This is a genomic window from Nonomuraea sp. NPDC050556 (assembly GCF_044457355.1).
GTDB lineage: Bacteria > Actinomycetota > Actinomycetes > Streptosporangiales > Streptosporangiaceae > Nonomuraea.
In genome coordinates this window covers 668188-690875 of the sequence record NZ_JBITGU010000001.1, presented here as the reverse complement: position 1 = coordinate 690875, position 22688 = coordinate 668188, and the positions used below count along the sequence as shown (strand labels likewise).

Annotated in this window: 21 protein-coding genes; 7 read left to right on the top strand and 14 right to left on the bottom strand. The window is 70.0% G+C overall.

What is annotated here, in order from left to right; genetic code table 11:
* Nucleotides 1–94: 94 nt before the first annotated feature.
* Nucleotides 95–1222 (bottom strand): ankyrin repeat domain-containing protein, encoded by a 1128-nt coding sequence (locus ACIBG8_RS03500; RefSeq protein ID WP_397340887.1) that lies wholly within the window; start codon nt 1220–1222, stop codon nt 95–97.
* 208 nt (nt 1223–1430) lie between these two features.
* Nucleotides 1431–2390 (bottom strand): zinc-binding alcohol dehydrogenase family protein, encoded by a 960-nt coding sequence (locus tag ACIBG8_RS03495; RefSeq protein ID WP_397340886.1) that lies wholly within the window; start codon nt 2388–2390, stop codon nt 1431–1433.
* A 54-nt stretch (nt 2391–2444) separates the two neighbouring features.
* Here ACIBG8_RS03495 and ACIBG8_RS03490 point away from each other — a divergent pair, with 54 nt between their 5' ends.
* Complete coding sequence (locus ACIBG8_RS03490; protein ID WP_397340885.1) at nt 2445–3044, top strand: TetR/AcrR family transcriptional regulator C-terminal domain-containing protein; 600 nt, start codon at nt 2445–2447, stop codon at nt 3042–3044.
* On the opposite strand, the gene ACIBG8_RS03485 is transcribed toward ACIBG8_RS03490, so the two are convergent.
* Complete coding sequence (locus tag ACIBG8_RS03485) at nt 3034–3867, bottom strand: acyl-CoA thioester hydrolase/BAAT C-terminal domain-containing protein (RefSeq protein ID WP_397340884.1); 834 nt, start codon at nt 3865–3867, stop codon at nt 3034–3036. The two genes, ACIBG8_RS03490 and ACIBG8_RS03485, sit on opposite strands and share 11 nt — an antisense overlap.
* A 79-nt stretch (nt 3868–3946) precedes the next feature.
* Here ACIBG8_RS03485 and ACIBG8_RS03480 point away from each other — a divergent pair, with 79 nt between their 5' ends.
* From ACIBG8_RS03480 to ACIBG8_RS03470, 3 genes are read left to right on the top strand one after another with little or no spacing between them, the layout of a single operon-like run.
* The gene (locus tag ACIBG8_RS03480; protein ID WP_397340883.1) at nt 3947–4720 is read left to right on the top strand and encodes a hypothetical protein; all 774 of its coding nucleotides are present in this window, start codon (nt 3947–3949) and stop codon (nt 4718–4720) included.
* Nucleotides 4717–5094 carry a GntR family transcriptional regulator gene (locus tag ACIBG8_RS03475; protein WP_397340882.1) on the top strand — a complete coding sequence of 126 codons (378 nt, stop codon included), beginning with the start codon at nt 4717–4719 and terminating at the stop codon, nt 5092–5094. Before ACIBG8_RS03480 ends, ACIBG8_RS03475 begins: the two co-directional genes overlap by 4 nt.
* Before the next feature lie 19 nt (nt 5095–5113).
* Nucleotides 5114–6643, top strand: a complete 1530-nt coding sequence (locus tag ACIBG8_RS03470; protein WP_397340881.1) for an alpha/beta hydrolase — start codon at nt 5114–5116, stop codon at nt 6641–6643.
* Here ACIBG8_RS03470 and ACIBG8_RS03465 read toward each other — a convergent pair.
* On the bottom strand, nt 6617–7342 hold the full coding sequence (locus ACIBG8_RS03465; protein WP_397340880.1) for a helix-turn-helix domain-containing protein: 726 nt from the start codon (nt 7340–7342) through the stop codon (nt 6617–6619). The two genes, ACIBG8_RS03470 and ACIBG8_RS03465, sit on opposite strands and share 27 nt — an antisense overlap.
* Before the next feature lie 41 nt (nt 7343–7383).
* On the opposite strand from ACIBG8_RS03465, the gene ACIBG8_RS03460 reads away from it, so the two are divergent.
* Nucleotides 7384–8049, top strand: coding sequence for a hypothetical protein (locus ACIBG8_RS03460; protein WP_397340879.1), 666 nt, complete (start codon nt 7384–7386; stop codon nt 8047–8049).
* On the opposite strand, the gene ACIBG8_RS03455 is transcribed toward ACIBG8_RS03460, so the two are convergent.
* The 3 genes from ACIBG8_RS03455 to ACIBG8_RS03445 form a co-directional block, all read right to left on the bottom strand.
* Entirely contained in the window at nt 8025–9368 is a 1344-nt protein-coding gene (locus ACIBG8_RS03455) for a carotenoid oxygenase family protein (protein WP_397340878.1), read from the bottom strand. The two genes, ACIBG8_RS03460 and ACIBG8_RS03455, sit on opposite strands and share 25 nt — an antisense overlap.
* 129 nt (nt 9369–9497) lie before the next feature.
* Nucleotides 9498–10148, bottom strand: a complete 651-nt coding sequence (locus tag ACIBG8_RS03450) for a response regulator (RefSeq protein ID WP_397340877.1) — start codon at nt 10146–10148, stop codon at nt 9498–9500.
* On the bottom strand, nt 10148–11356 hold the full coding sequence (locus tag ACIBG8_RS03445) for a sensor histidine kinase (RefSeq protein WP_397340876.1): 1209 nt from the start codon (nt 11354–11356) through the stop codon (nt 10148–10150). Before ACIBG8_RS03445 ends, ACIBG8_RS03450 begins: the two co-directional genes overlap by 1 nt.
* A 232-nt stretch (nt 11357–11588) precedes the next feature.
* On the opposite strand from ACIBG8_RS03445, the gene ACIBG8_RS03440 reads away from it, so the two are divergent.
* Nucleotides 11589–13952 carry a S8 family peptidase gene (locus tag ACIBG8_RS03440; RefSeq protein WP_397340875.1) on the top strand — a complete coding sequence of 788 codons (2364 nt, stop codon included), beginning with the start codon at nt 11589–11591 and terminating at the stop codon, nt 13950–13952.
* 271 nt (nt 13953–14223) lie between these two features.
* Here ACIBG8_RS03440 and ACIBG8_RS03435 read toward each other — a convergent pair whose 3' ends face one another.
* From ACIBG8_RS03435 to ACIBG8_RS03415, 5 genes are all read right to left on the bottom strand, one after another.
* A complete protein-coding gene (locus tag ACIBG8_RS03435) occupies nt 14224–14658 on the bottom strand; it encodes a hypothetical protein (protein ID WP_397340874.1) in 435 nt (144 codons plus the stop codon).
* A 26-nt stretch (nt 14659–14684) separates the two neighbouring features.
* Nucleotides 14685–15977 carry an amidase domain-containing protein gene (locus ACIBG8_RS03430; protein WP_397340873.1) on the bottom strand — a complete coding sequence of 431 codons (1293 nt, stop codon included), beginning with the start codon at nt 15975–15977 and terminating at the stop codon, nt 14685–14687.
* A 458-nt stretch (nt 15978–16435) separates the two neighbouring features.
* Nucleotides 16436–16648, bottom strand: a complete 213-nt coding sequence (locus ACIBG8_RS03425; RefSeq protein ID WP_397340872.1) for a DUF397 domain-containing protein — start codon at nt 16646–16648, stop codon at nt 16436–16438.
* Nucleotides 16639–17181: a DUF5753 domain-containing protein gene (locus tag ACIBG8_RS03420; protein WP_397340871.1), complete on the bottom strand. Its 543-nt coding sequence runs from the start codon at nt 17179–17181 to the stop codon at nt 16639–16641. The genes ACIBG8_RS03425 and ACIBG8_RS03420 overlap by 10 nt, the downstream gene beginning before the upstream one ends.
* A gap of 48 nt (nt 17182–17229) precedes the next feature.
* Complete coding sequence (locus ACIBG8_RS03415; protein ID WP_397340870.1) at nt 17230–17472, bottom strand: helix-turn-helix domain-containing protein; 243 nt, start codon at nt 17470–17472, stop codon at nt 17230–17232.
* A 250-nt stretch (nt 17473–17722) separates the two neighbouring features.
* On the opposite strand from ACIBG8_RS03415, the gene ACIBG8_RS03410 reads away from it, so the two are divergent.
* Nucleotides 17723–18208, top strand: a complete 486-nt coding sequence (locus ACIBG8_RS03410; protein WP_397340869.1) for an ATP-binding protein — start codon at nt 17723–17725, stop codon at nt 18206–18208.
* A gap of 159 nt (nt 18209–18367) precedes the next feature.
* Here ACIBG8_RS03410 and ACIBG8_RS03405 read toward each other — a convergent pair whose 3' ends face one another.
* Nucleotides 18368–19861 (bottom strand): alpha/beta fold hydrolase, encoded by a 1494-nt coding sequence (locus ACIBG8_RS03405; protein WP_397340868.1) that lies wholly within the window; start codon nt 19859–19861, stop codon nt 18368–18370.
* Nucleotides 19862–19886: 25 nt separating this feature from the next.
* A complete protein-coding gene (locus ACIBG8_RS03400; protein ID WP_397340867.1) occupies nt 19887–22574 on the bottom strand; it encodes an AAA family ATPase in 2688 nt (895 codons plus the stop codon).
* Nucleotides 22575–22688 lie beyond the last annotated feature (114 nt).

Here is a 22688-nt window from a genome sequence, read left to right as displayed (position 1 = left end):
CACCACAACCTGCGAGAAGGAGGGACTACGCGGCAGCTCGGCTGCTAGCTTCTGTCGACCTCGATCTCCATACCCACCACCTTACCAAGGAACTTCAGTCGTGCAGAAGCCGGTGGATCTGCTCGGTCTCGGGTTCGTGCAGGGTGCCGGCGTGGAAGATGTGCAGCCAGCCGTCCACGTCGGTCTGGAAGAGGTCGTCGCGGAGGGACGGGTCGGCGCCGCGTTCCAGGAGCAGGCGGACCACGGCGAAATGGCCGGACATGACCGCCCAGTGCAGGCCGGTCCGCCCGTAATAAGGTGCGCTGTCGGGGGCGACGCCGTAGTCGAGGAACCACCGCACGACCTCGACCCGCCCGGCCTGGCAGGCGTGGACGAACGCCTCGGCGAGGATCTCCTCCGGTTCGCCGGTCCTCGGAAGCAGCGGTGGCAGGCCGAGACCGGCGTCGGCCGGGTCGGGGCGTGACGACGCGGCGTCCGGGCGTAACCTGCCGTCGCTGTCGAAACAGGACTGGACGAGATCCAGCCGTCCGCATGCCGCGTAGGTCCACAGCGCCCCCGGGACGATCCCGCGCTCGGCCAGCAGGTCGACGCACCCCGTGCTGTCGTGGTGGATGGCGGCCTCCAGCGGGGTGCTCCCCCACTTCGTGGAAGCGGGGTCGGCGCCCGCTTCGAGCAGCAGGCGCACGTATTCGACCCGGTTCGCGCGGGCGGCCCAGAGGAGCGGATCGTCCAGGCTGGTGGCCTTGGCGAGCAGGACCTCCACACCCGCGCGCGGCACCCCGAGCTCCTCCCCGAGCCGGATGCCCGGGATGGTCTCGGGACCGGCGAGCATGCCCAGCAGGTCCTCGGCCTGCTCGGCCGTCAGCCCGGCCAGCCGTTCTGCTTCGCCGTCCCGCAGCGCTTCGGCATAGGGGTGCAGCCGCCGGCGCCTCTCGTGGCGCTCGTCGAGGTCGCGCCTGGACCTGTCGGCGAACGCCGCGAACTCCCGCCACGTGGGGAAGCCATGCTCCCGCGCGATGACCAGCCGCGCGTCGCGAAGCTCGGCGGTGGCGGCGGAGGTCGCCTCGGCGTGCCTGGGCACGCAGGCCCGCAGGCGGCGCAGCGCGTCGGGATCGTCACGACGCAGATCGGCGAGCAGGGAGTCGGCCAGCGAGGCGAACGTGCCCGACCCGACCCCCAGCAGGCGGGAGCACCTCAGCGACGCGCGTCCCGGCGTCCGCATCGCCCTCGGCGTACGTGCGAATCAGGCTTTTGGCCTGCTTCCTGTAGTACTCCAGGTTCGGGTTGGCGGACATCGCAACCTCCTTCGTCGCCGAGGTCCGCTCGCCCGGCAGGAAAGAGGTTGGTCGTGCCCGATGCAGTGATGTGGTGCTTGAGGTGGGAAAGTCCCTGCCCGCGGACCGGCAGCGCCCTCATGCGCTCTTCCTCCATCATGGCACCACGACGAGCCGCCTGCCCTTGAGGTCGGTTCGCTGCCAGGCGCGTTCGATGTCGCTGAGGGGCACCTTCTCCACCTCGAAGGTGAGCTCGCCGGACTGCGCCCATGCCACGACCTGCCCGTACGCTTCGCCCATGGTCTGCGGGCTCAGCCCCTTGGCCGCGCCGTAGATCTCGACCCCCGAGGTGCGCAGGCTCTCGGCGGCGAGCGCGAGCCCTGCCCCGGCCGACTCGCCGACCTGGATCACGCGGGTGGGCTTGCCGAACGTGAACGACTCAGGGGTCAGGGTACGCAGCAGGATCTCGGTGGGCCGCCCCCACAGGTAGTCCACGACCACGTCGTACCCGTCGCCCTTGGCATCGGCGAACGCCCGCGCCAGCGCCTCGTCGGAGACCGCGGTGTTGATCACCGTGTCCGCGCCGATGGCCCGTACCTCTTCCAGCTGCCGGTCGTCGCGTCCGGTGGCCACGATCCGCCCGGCGCCCAGCAGCCTGGCCACCTTGACCGCGAGCCGCCCGGCGACCCCGGTCGCGCCCTGCACCAGCACCGTCTCCCCCGGGACGAACCCGGCGGCGGTCTTGACCGACATGCCGGTGATGGCCGAGCCCATCACGGTCGCCACGGCCGGGTCGATCCCGTCCGGGATCGGCGCGTACGACCCTTCCGGCACGACGGTCCTCTCGGCCAGCGCGCCGTACGGCAGGCGGGGGTGGCCGAAGCCGACCAGGGTGCCGTCGGGCAGCGAGCCGATGCCGTCGAAGGCGGGGATCACCGGCAGGTGGCCGATGAACTTCTCGCTCGCGTAATGCGTCCCGGCCGCGATCACCTTGTCGACGTTCTCGACCGCGACCGCCAGGACCTCGATCACTACTTCCCCTTCACCGGGCACCGGGTCGGGAAAGTCCTCATAGCGGGGAATGCCGCCGACTTCATGCAGAACCGCTGCTTTCATCGGTCATCCTCTCTATCGCTGATAGAGAGACTCTAGCACTGATAGAGTCAGCGCATGGCCTTGGACAAGCAGCGGATCGTGAGCGAGGCCGTCGCACTGCTGGACGCCGAGGGCCTCGACGGGGTGACCACGCGCAAGCTCGCCACCCGGCTCGGCGTGCAGTCGCCGACCCTCTACTGGCACGTCCCGAACAAGGCGGCCCTGATCACCGCGATCGCCGAGGCGATCCTGGAGCAGGAGTTCCCCGAGCTGGTGCCGCCCGAGCCGGAGGAGCGGTGGCAGGACTGGCTGGTCGGTCTTGCCGAACGGCTGCGCCGGGCGCTGCTGGCCCATCCGGACGGCGCCCGCGTCATCTCCGCCTCCCAGCTGTCGCTCAAGATGGCCGCGATCTCCGAGCTGGCGATGAGCACGCTGAAGGAACGCGGCCTGCCGTTGCGCCAGGCGCGCCTGATCGTTCTGACGGTGGAGCGCTTCACGGTCGGCTTCGTCCTGGAGGAGCAGGCTCCCGGAGGGCCGCCCGACACGGAGGGCTTCGACCTGGACGCCTACACCGCGGCCTACCCCACGGTCATCGCGGGGATATCCGAGTACTTCCAGCCTGGCCGTACGGTCGACGACCTGTTCCGCGACTGCCTGGAACAGATCATCGGCTGACGGCCTCCATCACGTACGGCCAGGCAGCCGCGCCCAGCTTCGCGGCCGCCTCCGGCGTACCACCGTGGTCGAACTGCGTGGACGGGGGCGGCGCGACCTCTCCGGGGAAGACGATCCGGTGACCGGCGTCGTCCCGGGCGACGAGCACCGCCTCGCGCCGGGCGGCGAGCTCGCGGGCGAACCGCAGCGACGGCCACATCCGGTCGGCGCCACCCGCGACCAGCACCAGCTCCGCGTCACCCTTCTCCACCGGGATCCCGGCGGCAGGCACCCGGTCCGCATAGACCACCAGGCTGCGTTCATACCAGTCGAGAACGGACACAGGTTCGCCTTCCGGCTCCTTCGGCGTCCAGGACTCCGCATAGGGAACGAACGGCAGCGGCCGCCCCTGCCACGTCCAGCTTGACCGGTACGGCCTGTCCCTGCCGTCCATGCCCGGACCGACGTTCGCCCAGGTGACGGAGGAGGGAGCGAGCGCGATCACGGCGTCGGCGCAGCCGGAGAGGGTGGACACGAGCAGCGCCGCCTCCGCGCTCTTGGAGAGCCCCAGAATGCTGACACGCCTGGCACCCCGCTGCCGCAGCAGCTCGGTCGCGGCGACGAAGGTCTCCAGCGGGACCTCGCAGATGCCGGGCGGCTGCCCCGGCCCGCCGAACCACCTGACCGACACCGCGATCACACCGGCACGGGCGAAGAGGCGGCACCGCTCCCGCTCGATCCGCCCGCTCGACCCGGACAACACCAGCACACCCGCACGGCTGCCGCCAGCGGCCGGTTCGGCAACGAAGCCCTCCCAGGGGCCGGTCAGCTCATCCTCGACCATCCCACCAACCTACGGCGTTGACTTTGTCGCAAGGTATGACGCACTCTGTTGATACAAAGCTTGCGACAAAGGAGGCGCGATGACCCGCGAACCGGACACTGCACTGCGCTTAGCAGGTGAGTGGCTGACCAGTCACGACCTGGCCGACACCCGCCCGACCCCGCTGCTCGCCAGCCGGCTGGCGGTCCGCAGACGCGCCCGCCTCGCCGCTTACGTCATCCTCGCCGCACTGATCATCGTGAGCGCCCTCGTGGCGGCCTCCGCTTTCGGCGGCCGTCCGGTACCGCTGCTGGCGCTGGCCGCCGTGGTGGCCGGGCTGCTGCTGGCGCAGTCGCTGCTCGACTGGTGGGTGCGCCGCGTCGACCAGCGGGCGGGCGCGACGCTGTCGCGCAGGGCCGCCCATCCGATCCACCCCGGCTGGCGGTCCGTGCTCGGCCGGCCGTACGCCGTCTTCGCGGTCGTCACGTCGGCCGGCGCGATGGTGCTGGCAGCGAGCGCCCTGGCCGTTCCCGACCCCACCGTGCGGCAGCTGGCCGTCGTCGTGCTGATCGGCCTGCTCGGCGCGACGGCCATCACCGCCATGCAGCTGCGCCACCTGCTCAGGTTCCCGGTCGTGGCGGAGGACGAGGAGTCGCTGACCGCCGACGTCATCATGCGCGTCGAAGACGCCCGCGAGCTCACCACGCCGAACGTGCAGTGGTCGCTGCCGGTGGTGCTGTTCGGCACCGCGCCCGGCTGGTGGGGCGCCGCCGCGTTCGCCTACATCATCCTGAGCCTGGCCGCGTGCATCGCGCTCCACGCGAGGACGCCGTCGACCGCGACGGTGGCGCGGCAGGCCATGATCCAACGATGATCGTCATCGACACCGCCTCGCCGGTGCCGCCGTTCGAGCAGCTGCGATCCCAGCTCGCCTGGCAGATCCAGGACCGCACGCTGGCCGTGGGCGCCCGGCTGCCGACCATCCGCCATCTCGCGGCCGACCTCGGCCTGGCCGTCAACACGGTCGGCCGGGCCTATCGGGAGCTGGAGGAGGCGGGGCTGATCGAGACGCGCGGGCGGGCGGGCTCGTTCGTGTCGGCCGCCGGCGAGGAGGGGCGGGAACGGGCGCGCCTGGCGGCAGCCGACTACGCGGCCGTGATCGCCAGCGTGGGCATCGACGCGGGCGAGGCGCTCCGCATCGTCCAGGCCGCACTGACCTCGGACGCCGCAGCACAAGGCCTGTCATGACCGGAACCAAGGAGTACCCGTGCGATTAGGTCTGCGACTGTTCATCGCCGCGGCCACCGTGGTGGTGTGCACAACTGCCAACCCTGAGCCTGGGGCAGCGGCTCCCGCCTGGGGCGAGTGCCCGCCGACGCAGAGCGGCACCACGCGCGACCCACGCCAGCAGTGCGCGACGCTGCGGGTGCCGCTGGACTACCGCGCGCCCCGCGGGCGGAGCATCGAGATCGCGATCTCCCGGATCAGCACGGCGCGAGGCGGGGCGCGGCGCGGGATCCTGCTGTCCAACCCGGGCGGACCGGGCGGTAGCGGCCTGGACCTGCCCAGCCAGCTGGTGACCGTACTGCCGCGCGAGGTCCTGGACCGGTACGACCTGATCGGCTTCGACCCGCGAGGAGTCGGCCACAGCACCCCGGTCACCTGCGGCCTCGATCTCGAGAGGCAGTTCACCCTGCTGCTGCCCTACCCGGCGCCGGATGGCGGCATCGAGCGCAACGTCGCCTTCGCGCGGGACACCGCGGCCGCATGCGCTGAACGTTCCGGCGATCTGCTCCCGTTCATCACCACGGCCAACACGGCCCGGGACATGGACCGCATCCGCGCCGCGCTCGGTGAGCGGAAACTGTCCTACTACGGCGTTTCCTACGGCACCTACCTGGCGGCCGTCTACATCTCGTTGTTTCCTGGACGCGCCGATCGCATCGTGCTGGACAGCGCCGTCGACCCGGGCCTGGTGTGGCGGGACATGTGGCGAACCTGGAACGAGGCGATCGCGGTGCGTCTGCCCGACCTCCTCGCCTTCGCGGCCGAGCGGGACGCCGTCTACCACCTCGGCGCGACGCCGGAGGAGGTGCGGCGCACCTACGACCGGCTGACCGCGGCCCTCGACGAACGGCCCCTGCCGAACCTCGACGGCAACGCCCTGCGCGAGATCACCCGCGTGGGGCTCTACCTCGACGGCCTCTTCCCGTTCATGGCCGAGCTCTGGCAGGAGCTCGCGGCCGCCGTCTCGGGATCCCCCCTGGACACCGCAGTCCTGACGCGCCTGGACCGGCTGCGTTCGGCGCAGACACCTTCGGACAACCGCGTCGCCGCGCTCTACGCGGTGGTCTGCGACGACGTCGCCTGGCCACGCAGCGTGGCGCTGCACGCCCGGCAGGTCGCCGCCGACCGGCGGGCGTGGCCGGTGACGGCGGGCATGCCGTCGAACCTCTGGCCGTGCGCGGCGTGGCCCTACCGGCCCGTGGAACCGCCGGTGAAGATCACCGGTCACGGGCCGCGCAACGTGCTGATCCTGCAGAACACGCGCGATCCCATCACGCCGTTGGTGGCCGCGCACGGCCTGCGTGCCGCGCTCGGACGGCGGGCCGTCATGATCACGGTCGACCAGGGCGGGCACAGCGTGGCCGGGCTGGGCAGCTGCGCCGACGAGGCGATGAACTCCTTCCTCGCCACCGGGGTGCTGCCCGAGCGCGACCGCTTCTGCCCGGCTGCCCCTCGCCCGCTCCATGGCCTGCCGTACATACCTTCAGCGGAGATTCACGGTTACTTCTAGGACGACGGCGTGGGCGCCGTCGGCGTCGACGAGGTGCTCCTCCACCGTGGGGCCGGTGACGGCCAGGCGGTGGCGGTGGAGCCAGCCGAACAGCTCCTGTCCGGCGCGGACCACACCTCCTGAGGCTGGCGCGATGGCGCGCACGACGGTGCGGGAGGGCAGGGACAGCTGCTCACGAGCGTCACCCGCGGTCACAGCCGCGGCGAACCCTCCCGCCGGGTGCCCGCGCAGCCAGGTCAGCAGGGTGCCCGGCGACGCGGTGCAGATGTTTGCCAGTTCGGATGGATGGTCGACCCACAGGCGGCGGACGCGTAACCGGCGCGAGCCCACCACGGCCTGCTGAGGCAGGATCGACGTCGGTGTGGCGAGGTGGTCCTCGGCGTGGGCCGCGGTCGCGGCGAGCGTGGCGATGTCACGTCGGATGCTCGCCACGACCTCGGTCAGCGCCTGCCGTACGTGTGTGTCGGGTGCGTCCAGGAGATCGGCGATCTGGCGCAGCGGCAGCCCGAGGCGCCGCAGCCCACGGATGCGTTCGAGCCTGGACAGCTCGGCCACGCCGTACCAGCGGTAGCCGGTGACGCCGTCGACGGCGGCGGGAGCCAGCAGCCCGATCTTGTCGTAGTGGCGCAGGGTTCGTTCGGATACTCCGGCCATGCGCGCCAGTTGCCCGATCCGCCACATGATCGTCCCTCTCGGCATGTTGACCTTGTCCCTGTGTCAGGGTTCTACCGTCACCGTCCATGAACGATCTGAACTCTCGGGACCGGCTCACCGGCGCGCTGCTGCTGACGTCGTTGGTAGCCATGATCGCCGGTGCGGCCATCGTGGTGCCATCGGGGTTGACCCTGAATCCGTCCGCCCCCGACGCCGCGCTCGCCGCGGTAGGCGAGCGTGCCGGACTCCACCTGACCGAGCTGGCCCTAGACGTGCTGGGCTGGCTGACCCTGACCTCGGCCGGGCTGTTGATGACCACACGCCGGACCGAGACCTTTCGGTCCTACCTGGTGACGCTGGGCGGTGGCCTGCTGGCGTGTGCCGGGCTGGCGGGCCTGCTGCACGACGCGGGGAACCTGGCCCTGACCCAGCTGGCCTCCCGTCCGACGGCCCCGGCGGCCGCCACCGTGGCGTCGGCGGTCATGCTCACCGCCAAGTGGGGGGTGAACCTGGCCGGGCTGCTGTGGGTCGCCGCCACCACCGCCACCGCGGTCGGCGTCCCCCTGCCCTCCAGGCTCCGTGTCACCGGCCTGATCGCCGCGCTGGCGGGGCTGGCCGCTGTCGCGCTTCCGTGGACGACCGGTGGATCCTCGGCGGAGCTGGAACAGCTCGGGTACGCGCTCCACCTGCCGATCATGATCTGGTACGGGGTCCTGGGCCGGCGGTATCAGACCGGGATCCAGTTGCCGTGAAAGCCCGCGGGGATGCGCACCGGGACGTGCACTTCGGCGAGCGGGGGCGCGGACAGGTCGGTGGCGTCCAGGATCACCAGGTAGCTCGTGCCAGCCCCGCGGTCGTGGGCGAACGTCATCAGGAAGCCCTCGTTCTCGCTGGTCCCGGCCCGGGGTACGAAGACGGCCTCGCCGCAGGTGTGGCCGGGCGGGAGGCGGTGCACCGCGCGTTCGCCGCCGCCGGTGAGGTCGTAGGCGTAGATCTCCGACCGCTCGGGCTCGGCGTCCAGGGAGAAGCTCGTCGTGTAGCCGTAGCGGTGGGGCAGGCCGAGCACCGAGCCGGCCACGCGCGGGTATTCGCTCGGCGCGTCGTCGAGCGCTTCCTCGGCGACCGCGCCCGACCTCAGGTCCAGCGTCCAGCGGTACACGACCGGGAGCCCGCCCTCCAGGTCGTCGGCGCCGCCGCGCCACAGCGTGGGGACGCGGGTGCCGGTGACGGTGATCGTGCCGCCCTCCTCGAAGGCGTTCATGGTGTGCCACACGTAGCACGGGGCGACGTCGAACCAGCGCACGGGCGCGTCGTCGCCTGCCGTACGCGCCAGGACACCGAACCGGGCGCGGTGCGCGTCGTCCCAGCGCCACGGCGCCCCGCCCGCGGCGGCCTGGGCGCGGTCGAAGACGACCGGCAGGTCCATGAAGATCACGTGATTGCGGGTGATGGCGAAGTCGTGCATCATCGTCGCGCGCGGCACGTCCACGACCCGCTTCTGCACCACCTCGCCGGCGGCCGAGGCGCGGTAGAAGGTCAGGTACGGCGGGCGCAGCTGGTAGCCGAAGAACAGCAGCTCGCCCGTGATCGGGCAGGTCTTCGGGTGCGCGGTCATCGGGGTCTGCAGGACCCCGTCGAAGGTGTGCGCCCCGATCGTGACGAGGTCCGCCGTCATCTCGTACGGCAAGCCGCCCTCTTCCAGGGCGAACAGCCGGCCAGCGTGCGCGATCAGGTGGGTGTTGGCCGTGGTGACCCGGTAGTCGATCCGGTTGGTCTCCTGGTCGAAGGCCAGGGCGAAGCGGGACTGGCCCGGGTGCTCGTACAGCGGCGTGCGCACGTACCGGCTGCGGTACCAGCGCGCCCTGCCGCCGTCCAGCGCGATGGTGTGGATCATTCCGTCGCCCGCGAAGGAGTGCGGCGACCAGCCGGTGCGCGGGTTGGGGCCGTTGCGGAAGAACTGGCCGCTCAGCTCGGCCGGGATCTCGCCGACGACCTTGGACGGCTCCAGGCTCACCTCCTCGGCGACCGGCGCGTTGTTGCCCGCGAGATGCAGAGGCACGGTTTCGGACATGTTGGACTCCTGTCGGCATCGGTGGGGACGCGACAACCGTGCACGAAGAAATCCGCATAAAACAGTCTTGTTCTTCCAGCCCGCCTCAGCCGCCCGACAGAACCCCAGGTGAGAGCCTGGGCGGAGACTTCACGGTCTGACCAGGCCGTTCTGGAAGGCGAAGGCCACCGCCTGGGCGCGGCTGGTCAGGTTGAGCTTGGTCATGGCGCGGTGGAGGTGGGACTTCACCGTGCCTTCGGCCAGGTGGAGGCGTTCGGCGATGTCGCCGTTGGCCAGGCCGTGCCCGACCAGGCTCAGGACGTCCTGCTCCCGTGGCGTGAGCGCCGTGTCGCTTCCGGCCCGCAGGACGAGCGGTTGCCGCTGGATGTAGTGGCGGATGAGCCTGCGCGTGATGCTGGGTGTGAACGGAAGGTCCCCGACCGCCACCGCGTCGATCGCGGCGAACAGGCGTTCGGCGGGCGTGCTCTTCAGCAGGAAGCCGCTCGCCCCGGCCAGCAACGCGGCGTAGACGTACTCGTCCAGGTCGAACGTCGTCAGGATCAGAATGCGGGGCATGGGATCGCAGGCGCTGGCCAGGATGCGGTTGGTGGCGGCGATGCCGTCCATGTCGGGCATCTGGATGTCCATGAGGATGACGTCGGGCCGCTGCTCCGTAGCGGTGGTGACGGCCTGCTCGCCGCTCGCCGCCTCGTAGACCACCTCGACGGACGGCGCGGCCCGCAACAGCGCGGCGAGCCCGGCCCGCACGAGTTCGTGGTCGTCCACCACGAGGACCCGCATCAGGAGACGGCCAGACTGAGCGGCGCGCCGACGGCGAGGGGCAGGGTCAGCCGTACCTGAAACCCGCCGCCCGGGAGTGATCCGGCCACCAGCGTCCCTCCGTAGATCTTCGCTCGTTCCGCCATGCCCAGCAGGCCGTGGCCGTGACTCCCGGATCCCTCTGCGGCATCGCCGGAATCGGTGATCAACACGTCCAGGCAAGCGGGCCGGTAGTCGATGCACACGGTCGCGGTGGCCTCCCCCGCGTGCTTGACCACGTTGGTGAGCGACTCCTGGATCACCCGGTAGGCGCACAGGTCCAGCCCCTGGGGCAGCGGGCGGGGAGCGCCCAGGACGATCACGCGGACCGGCACACCGGCGGCCTCGACGCGTTCTGCCAGCTCCGATATCCCGCTCAGGCCAGGTGGCGGGTGATAGCCGGATTCCGGCTCGCCGGGGTCGGGACGAAGCGCCGACAGGAGGTGGTACATCTCCGACAACGCCACCCGCCCGGTCTCGGCCACGGTCACCAGCGATCGCCGGGCGGTTTCCGGGTCGCTGGTGAACACATATCCCGCCAGCTCCGCCTGGACGGCCATCACCGCCATGTGGTGCGCGACGATGTCGTGCAGTTCCCGCGCGATCCGGACACGTTCGTTGAGCAGCGCGCGGGAGGCGCGCTCGCGGTGCTCCTGGTCCAGCAGGTCGGTGAGGTGGGCCAGGCGTTCGTTGCGGTCGACGAGCTGGCGGTTGCGCTCCCCCAGCCGCCGGACGCCGTCGCCGAACGCCCACAGGACCGCGATCCAGATCAGCGTCATGACGATGACGTCGGGTGCGGCGTTGGGCCAGGTGTTCAGGTTGCTGTAGATCATGATCGGTGCGAGCACGACCGTTCCGGCCAGCACCATCGGGCGCGGGCGTAACGCGGCCAGCGTCCCGAACGCGAACTGCGGCGCCAGCTGGCCGAGCGCCGGCCAGTACCCCGCCACCTCGCTCAGGCCGGTAGTAGCGCAGGCGACCAGCATGACGGTGGCTGGAGCGATCCTGCGGAACGCGATCGACAGGTTGCCGATGAGCATGAGCAGGAGCCCGCCGAGATCGAACGGGCGCGGCCCGGCAGGGTAATGGTCGAGCACAACGCGTAAGGAGAAGGCGAAGCCCACCGTTGCCAGGAGTCCGTCGATCAGCCGCGGATCGGTCCGCGCCAGCCAGTAGATCCGTCGCCGCACGGCGTCACGGTACGTCTTGGGAGTCCCCACGTCCTCCGCCTCTGAGTTGAACCCTTTACACCCCTTGTTGCTTTCTTTCCTAAACCTGAGTCACAGCGTGATCTTTTGCAACCCCTGTATCAACTGCGGCCAACCACGGCGGCGTCCGAAGTTCAACCCGCGGCTAGAGGCCGACAAACCCCTCCCCATGTTCTTCTTGGTGCCAAATCGGTGGACGCCCGAAGGGAATGGCATGAGGCGACGTCGCTGGACCAGAGCCGGGGCGGGATTGGCCGTACTCGTATCGATCGCGGCCCTGTTCCTGCCAGGGTTCATCACAGGAGTGCCGGCCGCGGCCGCGGCCGGTCCGTGGGTGGACCCGGGCCTCACGGCGAAGGTCGCGAACGGTCACACCGTACGCGTGAACGTCGTGACGGCCACCCGCGCCGACCTGCCGGCCGCGGCCGGCTCGGTCGCGGCGGGACGGGTGTTGCAGACGCTGGCCAGGCTGCCCATCGTGACGCTGCGCGTGGACAGGGCGGGTCTTGAACGGCTGGCAGCACAGTCCGGCGTGGTCAGCGTGACGGAGGACAAGCCGAGCCCGCCGGTGCTGGCCGACAGCATCCCGCTGATCGGCGCCGACCGTACGCGGGCGGCAGGGCTGACCGGGAAGGGTACGGCTGTCGCCGTACTCGACACGGGTGTCGCGACGCACCACCCCTTCTTCGGAGGACGCGTCGTGGCCGAGGCGTGCTTCTCGCCTGCCGATCCCGACTACGAGGCCACCAGCCTGTGCCCCAACGGCACCCCGCAGCAGGAGGGGCCCGGATCGGCCGACTCCGACACCGGCCCGTGCGCCAGCCTCGACTGCGCTCACGGCACGCACGTGGCCGGGATCGCCGCGGGCAACGCGCAGGGGGTGGCGGGGGCGCCCGGCAGCGGCGTCGCCCCGGCCGCGAACATCGTGGCCGTTCAGATCTTCAGCAGGTTCGAATCCGAGGACTTCTGCGGCGTGGGCGAGGCTCCGTGCGTGCTGAGCTTCACCAGCGCCCAGCTGGCCGGCATGGAGAAGGTGTTATCCCTGCGCGAGTCCGGCACCCCGCTGGTCGCGGCCAACCTGAGCCTGGGCAGCGGCCTGTTCACCGCACCGTGCGACAGCGACCCGCGGAAGGCGGCCATCGACAAGCTGCTGGCGGCAGGGGTGGCCACCGTCGTCGCGTCGGGCAACAGGGGCTACCCGGACGCGGTCAGCGCGCCCGCCTGCGTGTCGTCAGCCGTCGCCGTCGGCAGCACCACCAAGCAGGACGAGATCTCCGACTTCAGCAACCGGGGCCCGCTGCTCGACCTCTTCGCACCCGGTTCCGACATCGTCTCCTCCATCCCCGGCAACCAGTGGGCGCCGATGAGCGGCACCTCCATGGCCACCCCCCACGTCACCGGTGCCTTCGCCGTCCTGCGGCAGAAGTTCCCGCAGGCTCCGATCGCCGAGTTATTGGCGAAGCTCCAGGACACAGGAAAGCCCATCGAGGGAACGCCCAGGATCCAGCTCGACGACGCCGCCCTCGGGGTGATCCCGCGGCCGGGACCCGGCCAGTACTTCGACCAGCGCGCCCGGATCCTGGACAACGTCCAGGTCAGCGCGAACTCCACGATGTCCGTGCCCGTCGCCGGGGTGGCGGGCCTACCGGCCACCGGCCTCGCCTCCGTCGCCCTCAACATCAGCGCCCGTGGGGCGTGGTTCAACAACGGGGCGATCGCGGTCTACCCCAGCGGCGACACGGCGCCGGACGGGAACGCGGTCAGCTACGACAGCACCCATGTCTCCTCCACGCTCGTGTTCGCCAAGGTCGGATCCGACGGGAAGATCCTGGTGGCGAACCGGAGCACCCAGCCGGTCACCCTCTACCTCGACGTGCACGGTTACACGCTCGACCATGCGGTCGCCACGATCGGCGGAACGTACGTGGCGTCGCCTCCCACGCGGCTCGCGAACCGGATCTCCGTACCCGCATGGGGTAACTACGAGCTCGCCACGAGCGGCCTTCCGGCTACCGGCGTGGACGAGGTGGCGCTCGGGGTGCGGCTGAAGAGCACTGCGGGGGGAACCGTACGGATGTATCCCTCCGGGGACGTCTATCCCGTCGAGGCCAACGCGGAGTACGTGGCCAACACCCCGACCCAGTTCTTCACCATCGTGAAGCCTGGGGCTGGCAAGAAGATCAACATTCACAACCTGGGTGGGTCTCCGGTCGAGGTCACGGTCGACCTGACCGGCTACTACACCGCGGCGCAGCGCGGGTGGGTCGTCAACGCCGTCCGCGCGGCTCCCGTCGCGCGTGATGTGACCATCCCGGGGGGAGGCTCCTACACGTACCGGCCGCAGCAGGGCCCGTCGGCGCTCGGGCTCACCGTCACCGCGCGTGGGACCACGGGCACGGGCGCGGTCGAACTCGTCGGCTCTGCGGTCACCGTGGTCGAGTACCGTGCGGACGGGCTGGATCGGGTGGGGTTTGTGCTGGCTCCGGTACGGCCTGACGGCACGGTCGTTCTCAAGAACAACGGGACTGGGCCGGTCACGGTCGGCCTCGACCTGTACGCGACCCTGTCCACTCGCTGAACTCTCGAAAGGTCCTGTGCGCAGGCAGAGTCTGCGCACAGGGCTCTGATCTTGTCGTTTACGTTCCTCTAGGCGGCTGGCCGGGCTCGCGTTGCGATTGGGTTCTCGCTCACCAGCGCGTGGGCAGCTGGGTCACGGCCCGGCAACCGGGGCACCTGACCGGCATCCGCGCGGATTTGGCGAGCTCTACAAACATCCAGCGCGAAGATCGGAAACTGTAATCGTACAAAGGAGGCCTCCCCGGCGGGGAGGCCTCCTTCGACGGGCGACGTTACGGGCTGGTAGCCAGGCTCATCACGAACGGCACGGCACCCGCCCTCGGCGTGAACGTCACGAACCGTTCGTTCACACCATTGCGCCAGGCCCCAGTGGCGCCTTGGAACTCGAGGTCGAGGTCCACATCAAGGACAATGCCGTCAGCTGTCGGCGAGGCGCTTCTCACCTTGGCGATCCGGGCGGCCTTGAGCACGAGCGCGTCCGCTCCGTCGACAACCTGCTCGTCGGCGACGAGGTATTCGCGGCTCGCGACGACAAGGCCGTCCGTACGCCAGCGGTCGAGGAAAGCCTGCAACTCCCCGACCGCTTCAGAACGCGAGATGCCCTGCCCGGCTCCCGTTGCCGTCGAAGGCACCGGCGACGGGCTGGGCTCGACAGCCGACCCCGAGCAACCAACGCTGATACCGACGACGACCATCACGATGGACATGCGCAGAATCCGGGCAGGCACTCGCATCACGGCACCGTGATCGTGTTCTTGAACTTGTCGTGGTAATAAGTGGTACGGCTGCCGCCGAAGTCCCAGCGCGTGTGCCGGCGGTTGGTGTTGTGCGCGTCGATCAACGTGCTGTTGTCGCCGGCGTAGGCCACGGCGATCGTGACGTGGTCGATTTCCCCGTTGGAGGTCCAGTCGTCGAAGATGACGTCGCCGATAAACATGCTACGGATATTGTAGCTACGCGTGTACGACGCGGATCCCTTTTTCCCGAGGGACGCGAAGTTGTACGCGGATCCCCGCGGATTGGCGACGAAGAATCTGTGCTGTGCGGGCGTGTAGCGCCAGGCCGTCGCGGTGGCGCCGCAGGTGGTCAGCCCTCCCGGGTGCCAGTAGGGCCTTTCCGAGGGGAAGTTCGCCGCCCCCGGGTCCCAGAGCGCCTGGGAGACGAAGTTCGCGCAGTCCCCGCCGACCGGGTTGCAGTTGGGATAGACCCTGTTGTAGGAGCGCCAGTACCGGTCGGCATAGGCCGCCGCCCTACCCCGGTTGTAGCTGAACGGGTGCGAAGCGGGCGCCGCCGCCGCGGCCTTGGCCAGCAGATCCGGAGTCGGGGTCCCCGCGGTACCGGCGTCGGCGGGACCGGATACGTCGATGTCGTCGGACGCGCCGGGTTCCGAGCGCGGCGTCACGTGGTCGGCGGCCAGTTCCTCGTTGAAGGGGTCGACGTAGGCGTCGGAGACGATCTTCCAGCCTCGGCTGGTCTGGGCCATCGTGATCAGGTGGTTCGTCGCCACCTCGCTGGTCACCGTCTCGCCCGGGGCGAACGCCCGTCCCGCGGCACGCGCCGACGCGACGTCCGCCTCCTTCTCCGGCGGGAGCGTCTCCCCGGTCGCGGAGGTGCTCCACAGCATGGTGGTCGTGACCTCGCCGGTGACGGTGGCGCGGCTCCCGGAGACGGTGACCGCCCCCACGACCAGCGCCGAGTCGACCGACGTGTAGGTGTCGCTGTGCGAAGCGGCCCAGTCACGGAACTGGGTCGACTTCCCCAGCTCGTAGGCGACGGCCGCCTGCGACGCGTTCGTGTCCGCCGCTGAGCTCTCGCCGGCGTCCAGGGCGAAGGCGGAGATCGCGGTTTGGGTTTCGGGGGTGGACAGGAGCTGGCCGTCCACCGCGTCCAGATAGCCCTGCGCGGCGGCGACCGCGTCCTGCTGCGTCGTCGCGGAGGCCGGGGTGCCGAGGCTGACGACACTCACAGGACCGCTGACGGCGACAATCAGAAACGGAATTAACGCGTTCTTCTTGGGAACCTTCATTGCTCGCTTCACTCCTAGCGTGGAGGGGAGCCCAAGGGCGCACCGAAGGGAGAGATCGCGACCTTCCCCGCCCTCCTTTCCACTGGTGGGTGCCGTGACCTTGACCCCGACGATGGACCAGCTTTATGCCGGGCAGGCCGTACGATATTTCGACCATGATCAGCGTGTCTTCTGCCGCCAGTTAGCACTTGAACTGAACCGGAGTTGCGAATTCTGGCCGGTTCCATCTGGACCTGACATGTGGCGCAACTCCAGTCAGCAGACCAGTGCAGGGGTCTCGCTTCAACAGGCGGCCGAGGGCGGGGCGGAAGTGCCCGGCGATGCTCTATTCGTCCAGGTCAAGCGATCCCGCCGAGCCGATATGCCCGGCGCGGCGCGCCACCGCGCGGGCGCGGAACACCACGAGGGCTCCCGACACGTGCCGGGAGCCCTCGTCGTGCGTCGCATGCTGGGTGCTGCTAGAAGTCGAACTCGCCCTTTTTGGCGCCGTCGATGAAGGCGTTCCACACTGAGGCGCTCACGATGTAGGGGGGCTGCTCAGGGTGCTCGGAATCGCGGATGCCGACTCGCCCGCCGGCCAGCGGCGCGACTTCGATACAGTCTCCGCTGTCGCCTGAGCGGGTCGCCTTGCGCCATGCGGCGTCGTCCAGCAGGTCTTGGGTTACTTCCATTGCGCGGCTGTCTCCTCGATCAACTGGAGTGAGGCCCGGCGAGACAGGGCATCGCCGTGCAACATCTCATATCTCGACTTGGTCTCCAGGACCCGGTCGGCATCTGCGGTGATCTGGCTCAGCGTGATCGACTCGAGGTAGGCCGTGTCGGGCATGCCTGGTCCGCTGGCGAGAATGAACGCGCCCTGCAGGCCAGTGGTGAGCCATGAGCTGTGCGGAAGAATCCGGATGTGGACGCGGGGGTGGTCATCGAGTGCAGCTAGGTGGGTCATCTGCTCGGCCATCACCGCCTCGGTGCCGATGGGTCGGGTCAGGACGCCTTCATCCAATACTGCCCATAGCGTAGGCCCGTTCTCCCGTCGCAGGACAAGCTGCCGATCCATCCGGGCAGCCACGTTCTGCTCTACCAGTTCAGCCGTGGTGTTCGGTTTTCCACGGAAGATGGCCCGTGCGTAGGCGGGGGTCTGCAGCATGCCGGGGACTATCAGGGGCTGCCAGGTTCGCAGCATATTGGATCGTTGCTCTATTTCCACGAGTTGTGCCAACCAGATCGGCCAGCGCGAGGCGTGATCGAGAGTTTCCTACCAGAGCGCCACGAGCGAGCCGTTCGAGCGCAGTGCGGCGTCGGCGTCGCGGGCGAAATACTCGTCCGCCGGGCGTTCGCCGCGTTCGACCATGCTGATCTTCGAGACTGACCAGCCGAGCGCCGCCGCGAGGTCCTTTTGTCGCATGCCTGCAGCAATGCGGTATTCGCGGAGAGAAACACCGAATTCTGCTCTCGGAGTCTTCAATGAGGGCTCTGGCTCTGCGTCGGGCGAGGTCATGAGGCTCCCCTCCGGTCGGCACACATGAAATACACGTCATCCGTGTAGTAGCACACTGCATTCGTGTCCCGGAAGTGCTTTGGGACAGCCACCAAATGCACGCCGGTTCTGGGATTGTCGCACCATGCCAGTTAGTCACACCGTCACTTGGTGGCGGTGAATCGGGGATATGCAAAGTCGACTACACAGATTCTCCCGGAGGATGTGTGGTCGATGACCGGGCAGTAACGAGGCAAATGCGGTGATTAACATGGTTTCGCAAACCGGCCTGCAAGAACTCGGAGTCGTCGAGTTGACGCGTGATGATCGTGCGCCGTATCGGGCTCGCGAGCACGTCACCTCCTGGGTGGGGAGCTCACACCCAGCGCGAGAGATGCTGATCCTCGCCACGTCCGAGCTGGTCACCAACGCCGTCACGCACGCCGATCTCGGACACGGGCGGTGCTGGGTGCTGGTCCAACTCGCACGGGGAGTCGACTTCTTCAGGCTTGCGGTGACCGACCCGGGCTCGGTCTTCTCCCAGCCCTATCGCATCCCGCTCCAGGCGCCGCGGTTGGGCCGAAACGCCGAGACGGGACGGGGACTGGGCATCGTGGCCAGCCTCTCGCGCGGGCGGTGGGGCACCTATGTTCTGCCGCAAACAGCACAGCGCGTCGTGTGGTGCCACCTGGACGCTGTCGAACTGCTGCTTCCAGAAGCACAGGAGAGAACCGACCACCGCCTCAAGCCCGCCTAGGAGTTGACCATGAACGAGCCCTCCCCAAGCCACGTTCAGGTGGCCACACGGGGTTGCAAGATTGACTTCTCTGTCGGGGCACGGGAGCTGGAGATCCGGAAACGAAGGCGGCGGACTGGCGAGTGCCGGGCTGATCCGTGTCAGCCCGGCATGGTCCGCCTAGCCCTGGGGCTCCTCCGCTGGGCAGCGGGTGCCGCGTGCGGGGATCGTCAGTGAGATCAGGTAGCTGTCCATCGCGACCGTGGTGCACTCGGTCATGCCGTAAATGCCGTGCCCCCACCCCTCATACGTGAGCAGCGTCGCCCGCGCACCAAGCTGCCGGGCCACGTTGGCCGACCACTCGTACGGGGTGTCCGGGTCGTGCTTCGAGGTGCCCACCAGCAGCGGTGCTGTGCCTGTGTACTTCAGCCGGTGCTGCGGGTTGTTCACCGGATGCCCCTGGCAGATCGGCATGTCGCCCATCGGCATCGGGTTGTACCGCATGTCCGGCGCCACCGCGTTGGAACTACGCATCACCTCGGCGTACTCGCTGTAATTCCGTAGCGACAGGTTGAAGTCCTCGCACAGGATCGCGGTCGGGAGTTCGGCGAACTCGCCGTTCGCGGGGCCGTTGCCGGGCGGGCCCGGCATGTCGTCCGGCACCGGACCGCCGGTCAAGGCGAGGAGGACCTTGGCCTCCAAGCGCCACGCGGGTGCCTCGTTGAGGACGACGCCCAGCCAGAGGAGGTTGTGGGCGCTCACCGGGCGGTCGGTGACGCCCGGCCAGTACAGCTCGCCCCGGCCCGCCTTCTCCAGCAGCCCCTTCCACAGCGCCCGGATGTCGCGCCCGTGCAGGACGCAACCGGTGTCCCGCTGGCACCAGGCGACGAACTCGTCGAAGCTGTCCTGGACTCCGGCCGCCTCGGTCACCTGGAACGCCTTGGCGTTCAGGCTGTGGTCCATGTTGCTGTCCAGCACCATGGCCCGGATCCGGTTCGGGAAGAGCTCGGCGTACATCTGCTGGGCCAGCGTGCCGTACGAGACGCCGTACGAGGTCAGCTTGGCCTCGCCGAGCGCGGAGCGGATGGCGTCCATGTCGCGCGCCACGTTGGCCGAGTCGAGGTGGTCGTACAGGGGGCCGGTCAGCTTGCGGCAGTCCGCGCGCAGCTTCCTGTCGAAGGCGACCCACCTGTCGTAGTCGGCCTGGCTGGTCATGACCGGGTACGGCATCTGGTTGTATGTCGCGGCCGTGCAGGTCACCGAGCCGCTGCGGGCCACGCCCCGGGGGTCGTAGCCGACGATGTCGAACCGGCGCTGGACCTCCTCGCTGAAGCCGGAGGGGCGAAGGATGTCGTTCACGCCGGAGTTGCCCGGACCGCCGGGGTTGGTCAGCAGGGATCCGATCCGCGCGGCGGGATCGGTGGCCTTGCGCCGGGCGAGGGCCAGGGCGACGGTGGGTCCGTTCGGCCTGGACCAGTTGATCGGTACGGCGAGCGTCCCGCACTGGACGGCGGGCTCCTCCTCGCAGGGCTTCCAGAGGATGCCGCGCTTGCCGACGGCGTCCGTGACGTCCTTTCCAGATATTGCCGCACTGGTCACCCCGGTCATCGGGGCGGTCAGCAGTGTCGCTATCGCCACGAGGGCAGTGACGATCGCGGTGATTCTTCTTGGCACCTTGCTCCCATGGTTGATCGGCTGGTCAGAGGTCCCTCAGGCGGGCCAGCTCGGTGCGGGTGACGACGCCGAGCTTGGGAAACGCGCGGTAGAGGTGGTGGCTGACGGTCTTCGGGCTGATGAGGAGCTGGGCGGCGATCTCCCGGTTGGTGACGCCCGTCGCGGCGAGCCGTACCACCTGGAGTTCCTGCGGTGAGAGCAGGGCCGCCAGGTCGGGCGCGCCCGGCGTGACCGTCACCCCGGCAGCGCGCAGTTCGGTGCGCGCCCGTTCGGCCCAGGGACGGGCCTCGGCGCGTTCGAAGACCTCGAGCGCGGAGCGCAGGCGAACCCTGGACTCGTTCTTACGGCGGGCGCGACGCAGCCACTCGCCGTAGAGAAGGTCCGTGCGGGCGCGCTGGAAGGGCTGGTTGGCCTCGTTATGTGCCCGTACGGCCAGCTCCCAGTGCCGTTCCGCCTCGTCGTCCGGGGCGAGAAGGGCGCGGCAGCGGTGAAGGACGGCCTCCGCCCACGGGTGGCGGGCCGCGGCGGCCCAGAACTCGAAGCGGGTGAGCGGTTGCGCCGCCCGGTCCGCCAGTCCCAGCCGTGCGGCGGCCTCGACCTGGTCGGGGGCGAAGTAGATGGGCATGATCTGGTGCCGGAGCGGCCCGCGGGCGGCGGCCTCGAAACGTTCGAGCGCGGCCTCGAAGCGGCCTTGGCCTAGGTCCAGCAGGCCGAGCGCCCACTCGGCCCAGCCCGCTATGGTCGCGACCGGGTGGGCGGCGAGGTGCGCGAGCGTGCGTTCCGCCAGCTCACGGCAGTCCTCCTCGCGGCCCTGCACGGCGCTCACCATGGCCAGGACGCTCTCGAAGTGCGCGACGCGATGGCTCTGGCCGATGTCGGTGGCGAGGCTGCGTCCCTCGGTGGCGGTCGTGACGGCGTCGCGGAACCGGCCGAGGTAGAGCTGGTGGATGGCCTGCACCGCCTGGCCGAGCGGCAGCAGGCCGATCATGCCCTCGGCCCGGCACTCCTCGACCACGGACTGGGCGATGGACAGCCCGTTGTCGAAGTCGCCGGAGATGCCGGCCAGCGAGCAGACGCTGATCCGCAGGGCCGCCATGCCGGTCGGGATCGCCGCCCCCACGGCGACGAGGTCGCGGAACGGCGGCAGCGCCCGGTCGAGGTCACCGGCCAGGAAGTCGGCCATGGCACCGGCTGCCCGGACGAACCCGTCCAGCCCGTCCTCCGGCGCCAGCGGCAGGGCGGTCAGCCGGGCCGCCGACTCGGCGACGGCCTCGGGGTCGCTGAGGTACCAGGCGTTGCGCACGGCGTCCAGCAGGAGGAGCGCGGCGCCCTTCCTGTCCAGGGCGGCGATGGAGTCGGCGCCGTCGACGAGGATCCTGTGCGCGTCGTGGACGGCGCCCCGGTCGAACGCGATCCGCCCGCGCAGGCCCGCCAGCCTGGCGCGGGTCAGCGGGTCGTCGACCAGCCGCCGCGCCTGGTCGGCGAGGACCTGCGCATGGGACAGGGCGCCCGCGTCGGCTGCGGCCTCGGCCGCCAGAGCGAGGCGTCTGGCGCGTTCTGGCAGGCCGGGGGTGAGCCTGGCGGCCCGCTCCAGGGCGGCGGCGGCCGCCGCGTGGCCCTGGCGTTCGCGGGCGCGACCGGCGGCCCGTTCGAGCGCGGCGGCGAGGGACTCGTCGCGACCGGTCGCGGCGGCGGCCAGGTGCCAGATCCGTCGGTCGGCGTCCTGCTCGTCGTCCAGTGCCCCGGCGAGCGCGCGGTGGACGGCCAGGCGCTCGTCGTAGACCGCGCGCTGGGCCGCCGCCGTACGCATCAGGGGGTGCCCGAAGGCCAGGCGGCCACCGGCGGTCGACAGGAATCCGGCCCGTTCTGCCGGGCCGAGCGCGGCGGCCCCGACGCCCAGCTCGCCCGCCGCGCGTACGACGACGTCGAGGTCCCCGGCGTCGTCCAGCGCAGCGACCAGCATCATCGTCTGCGTGTCCAGCGGCAGGACGGCGATGCGCGCCTCGTACGCCTCCTGGATCCTGCGCGGCAGCGGCAGCGGCCCCTCCGCCTCGGGCAGCCGCGGCAGTTCGATCAGGGCGAGCGGGTTGCCGCCACTGGCGGCGAGAACCCTTTGGCGTACGGCCGCGCCGAGCGTCGGCGCATGATCACCCAGCACCTCGTCGGCGGCCCGCCGGTCGAGCCCGTCGAGCCGCAGCTCGCGCACTCCGGGAGCGTCGAACTCGTCCCGTGCCGCGAACAGCAGGGCGATCCCCTCCGAGTACAGCCGCCTGGCCACGAACAGCAGCGCCTCGGCCGACGACCGGTCCATCCACTGCGCGTCGTCCACCAGGCAGAGCAGCGGGCCGTCCTCGGCCACCTCGGTGAGCAGCGACAGGGCGGCCAGGCCGATGAGGAAACGATCCTCCGGGGCGGTTGCCAGGCCGAACGCGCCCTCCAGCGCCCTCGCCTGCGGCGCGGGAAGCTTGCCGATGCGGTCGAGCGCGGGGCGCAGCAACAGGTGGAGCGCCGCGAAGGGCAGCTCGGCCTCGGTCTCGATGCCCGTGGCGCGCAGCAGCCGCACGCCCTGCGCGGAGCGGGCCGCATGGTCGAGGAGCGCGGACTTGCCGATCCCCGGCTCCCCCCGGACGATCAGGCTCTCGCTCGCGCCCGCCCTGGCCCGCGCGACCAGCGCCTCGATCTCCGCCTGTTCTCGTTCCCGCCCCCGCAGCACCCTCGGAATCTATCGGACGGATTGCCAGACATTTACCCGATACCGGACAGACGGTCCCTCTTCCTACGGTGGAGCCATGGACTTCCTGATCTTCTTACTGCTGTTCACGGTCGT

Coding starts and splice junctions, on each gene's coding strand:
- ACIBG8_RS03500 (WP_397340887.1), bottom strand. CDS start 1,222: ATGCGGACGCCGGGACGCGCGTCGCTGAGGTGCTCCCGCCTGCTGGGG.
- ACIBG8_RS03495 (WP_397340886.1), bottom strand. CDS start 2,390: ATGAAAGCAGCGGTTCTGCATGAAGTCGGCGGCATTCCCCGCTATGAG.
- ACIBG8_RS03490 (WP_397340885.1), top strand. CDS start 2,445: ATGGCCTTGGACAAGCAGCGGATCGTGAGCGAGGCCGTCGCACTGCTG.
- ACIBG8_RS03485 (WP_397340884.1), bottom strand. CDS start 3,867: ATGGTCGAGGATGAGCTGACCGGCCCCTGGGAGGGCTTCGTTGCCGAA.
- ACIBG8_RS03480 (WP_397340883.1), top strand. CDS start 3,947: ATGACCCGCGAACCGGACACTGCACTGCGCTTAGCAGGTGAGTGGCTG.
- ACIBG8_RS03475 (WP_397340882.1), top strand. CDS start 4,717: ATGATCGTCATCGACACCGCCTCGCCGGTGCCGCCGTTCGAGCAGCTG.
- ACIBG8_RS03465 (WP_397340880.1), bottom strand. CDS start 7,342: ATGCCGAGAGGGACGATCATGTGGCGGATCGGGCAACTGGCGCGCATG.
- ACIBG8_RS03460 (WP_397340879.1), top strand. CDS start 7,384: ATGAACGATCTGAACTCTCGGGACCGGCTCACCGGCGCGCTGCTGCTG.
- ACIBG8_RS03455 (WP_397340878.1), bottom strand. CDS start 9,368: ATGTCCGAAACCGTGCCTCTGCATCTCGCGGGCAACAACGCGCCGGTC.
- ACIBG8_RS03450 (WP_397340877.1), bottom strand. CDS start 10,148: ATGCGGGTCCTCGTGGTGGACGACCACGAACTCGTGCGGGCCGGGCTC.
- ACIBG8_RS03440 (WP_397340875.1), top strand. CDS start 11,589: ATGAGGCGACGTCGCTGGACCAGAGCCGGGGCGGGATTGGCCGTACTC.
- ACIBG8_RS03435 (WP_397340874.1), bottom strand. CDS start 14,658: ATGTCCATCGTGATGGTCGTCGTCGGTATCAGCGTTGGTTGCTCGGGG.
- ACIBG8_RS03430 (WP_397340873.1), bottom strand. CDS start 15,977: ATGAAGGTTCCCAAGAAGAACGCGTTAATTCCGTTTCTGATTGTCGCC.
- ACIBG8_RS03425 (WP_397340872.1), bottom strand. CDS start 16,648: ATGGAAGTAACCCAAGACCTGCTGGACGACGCCGCATGGCGCAAGGCG.
- ACIBG8_RS03415 (WP_397340870.1), bottom strand. CDS start 17,472: ATGACCTCGCCCGACGCAGAGCCAGAGCCCTCATTGAAGACTCCGAGA.
- ACIBG8_RS03410 (WP_397340869.1), top strand. CDS start 17,723: ATGGTTTCGCAAACCGGCCTGCAAGAACTCGGAGTCGTCGAGTTGACG.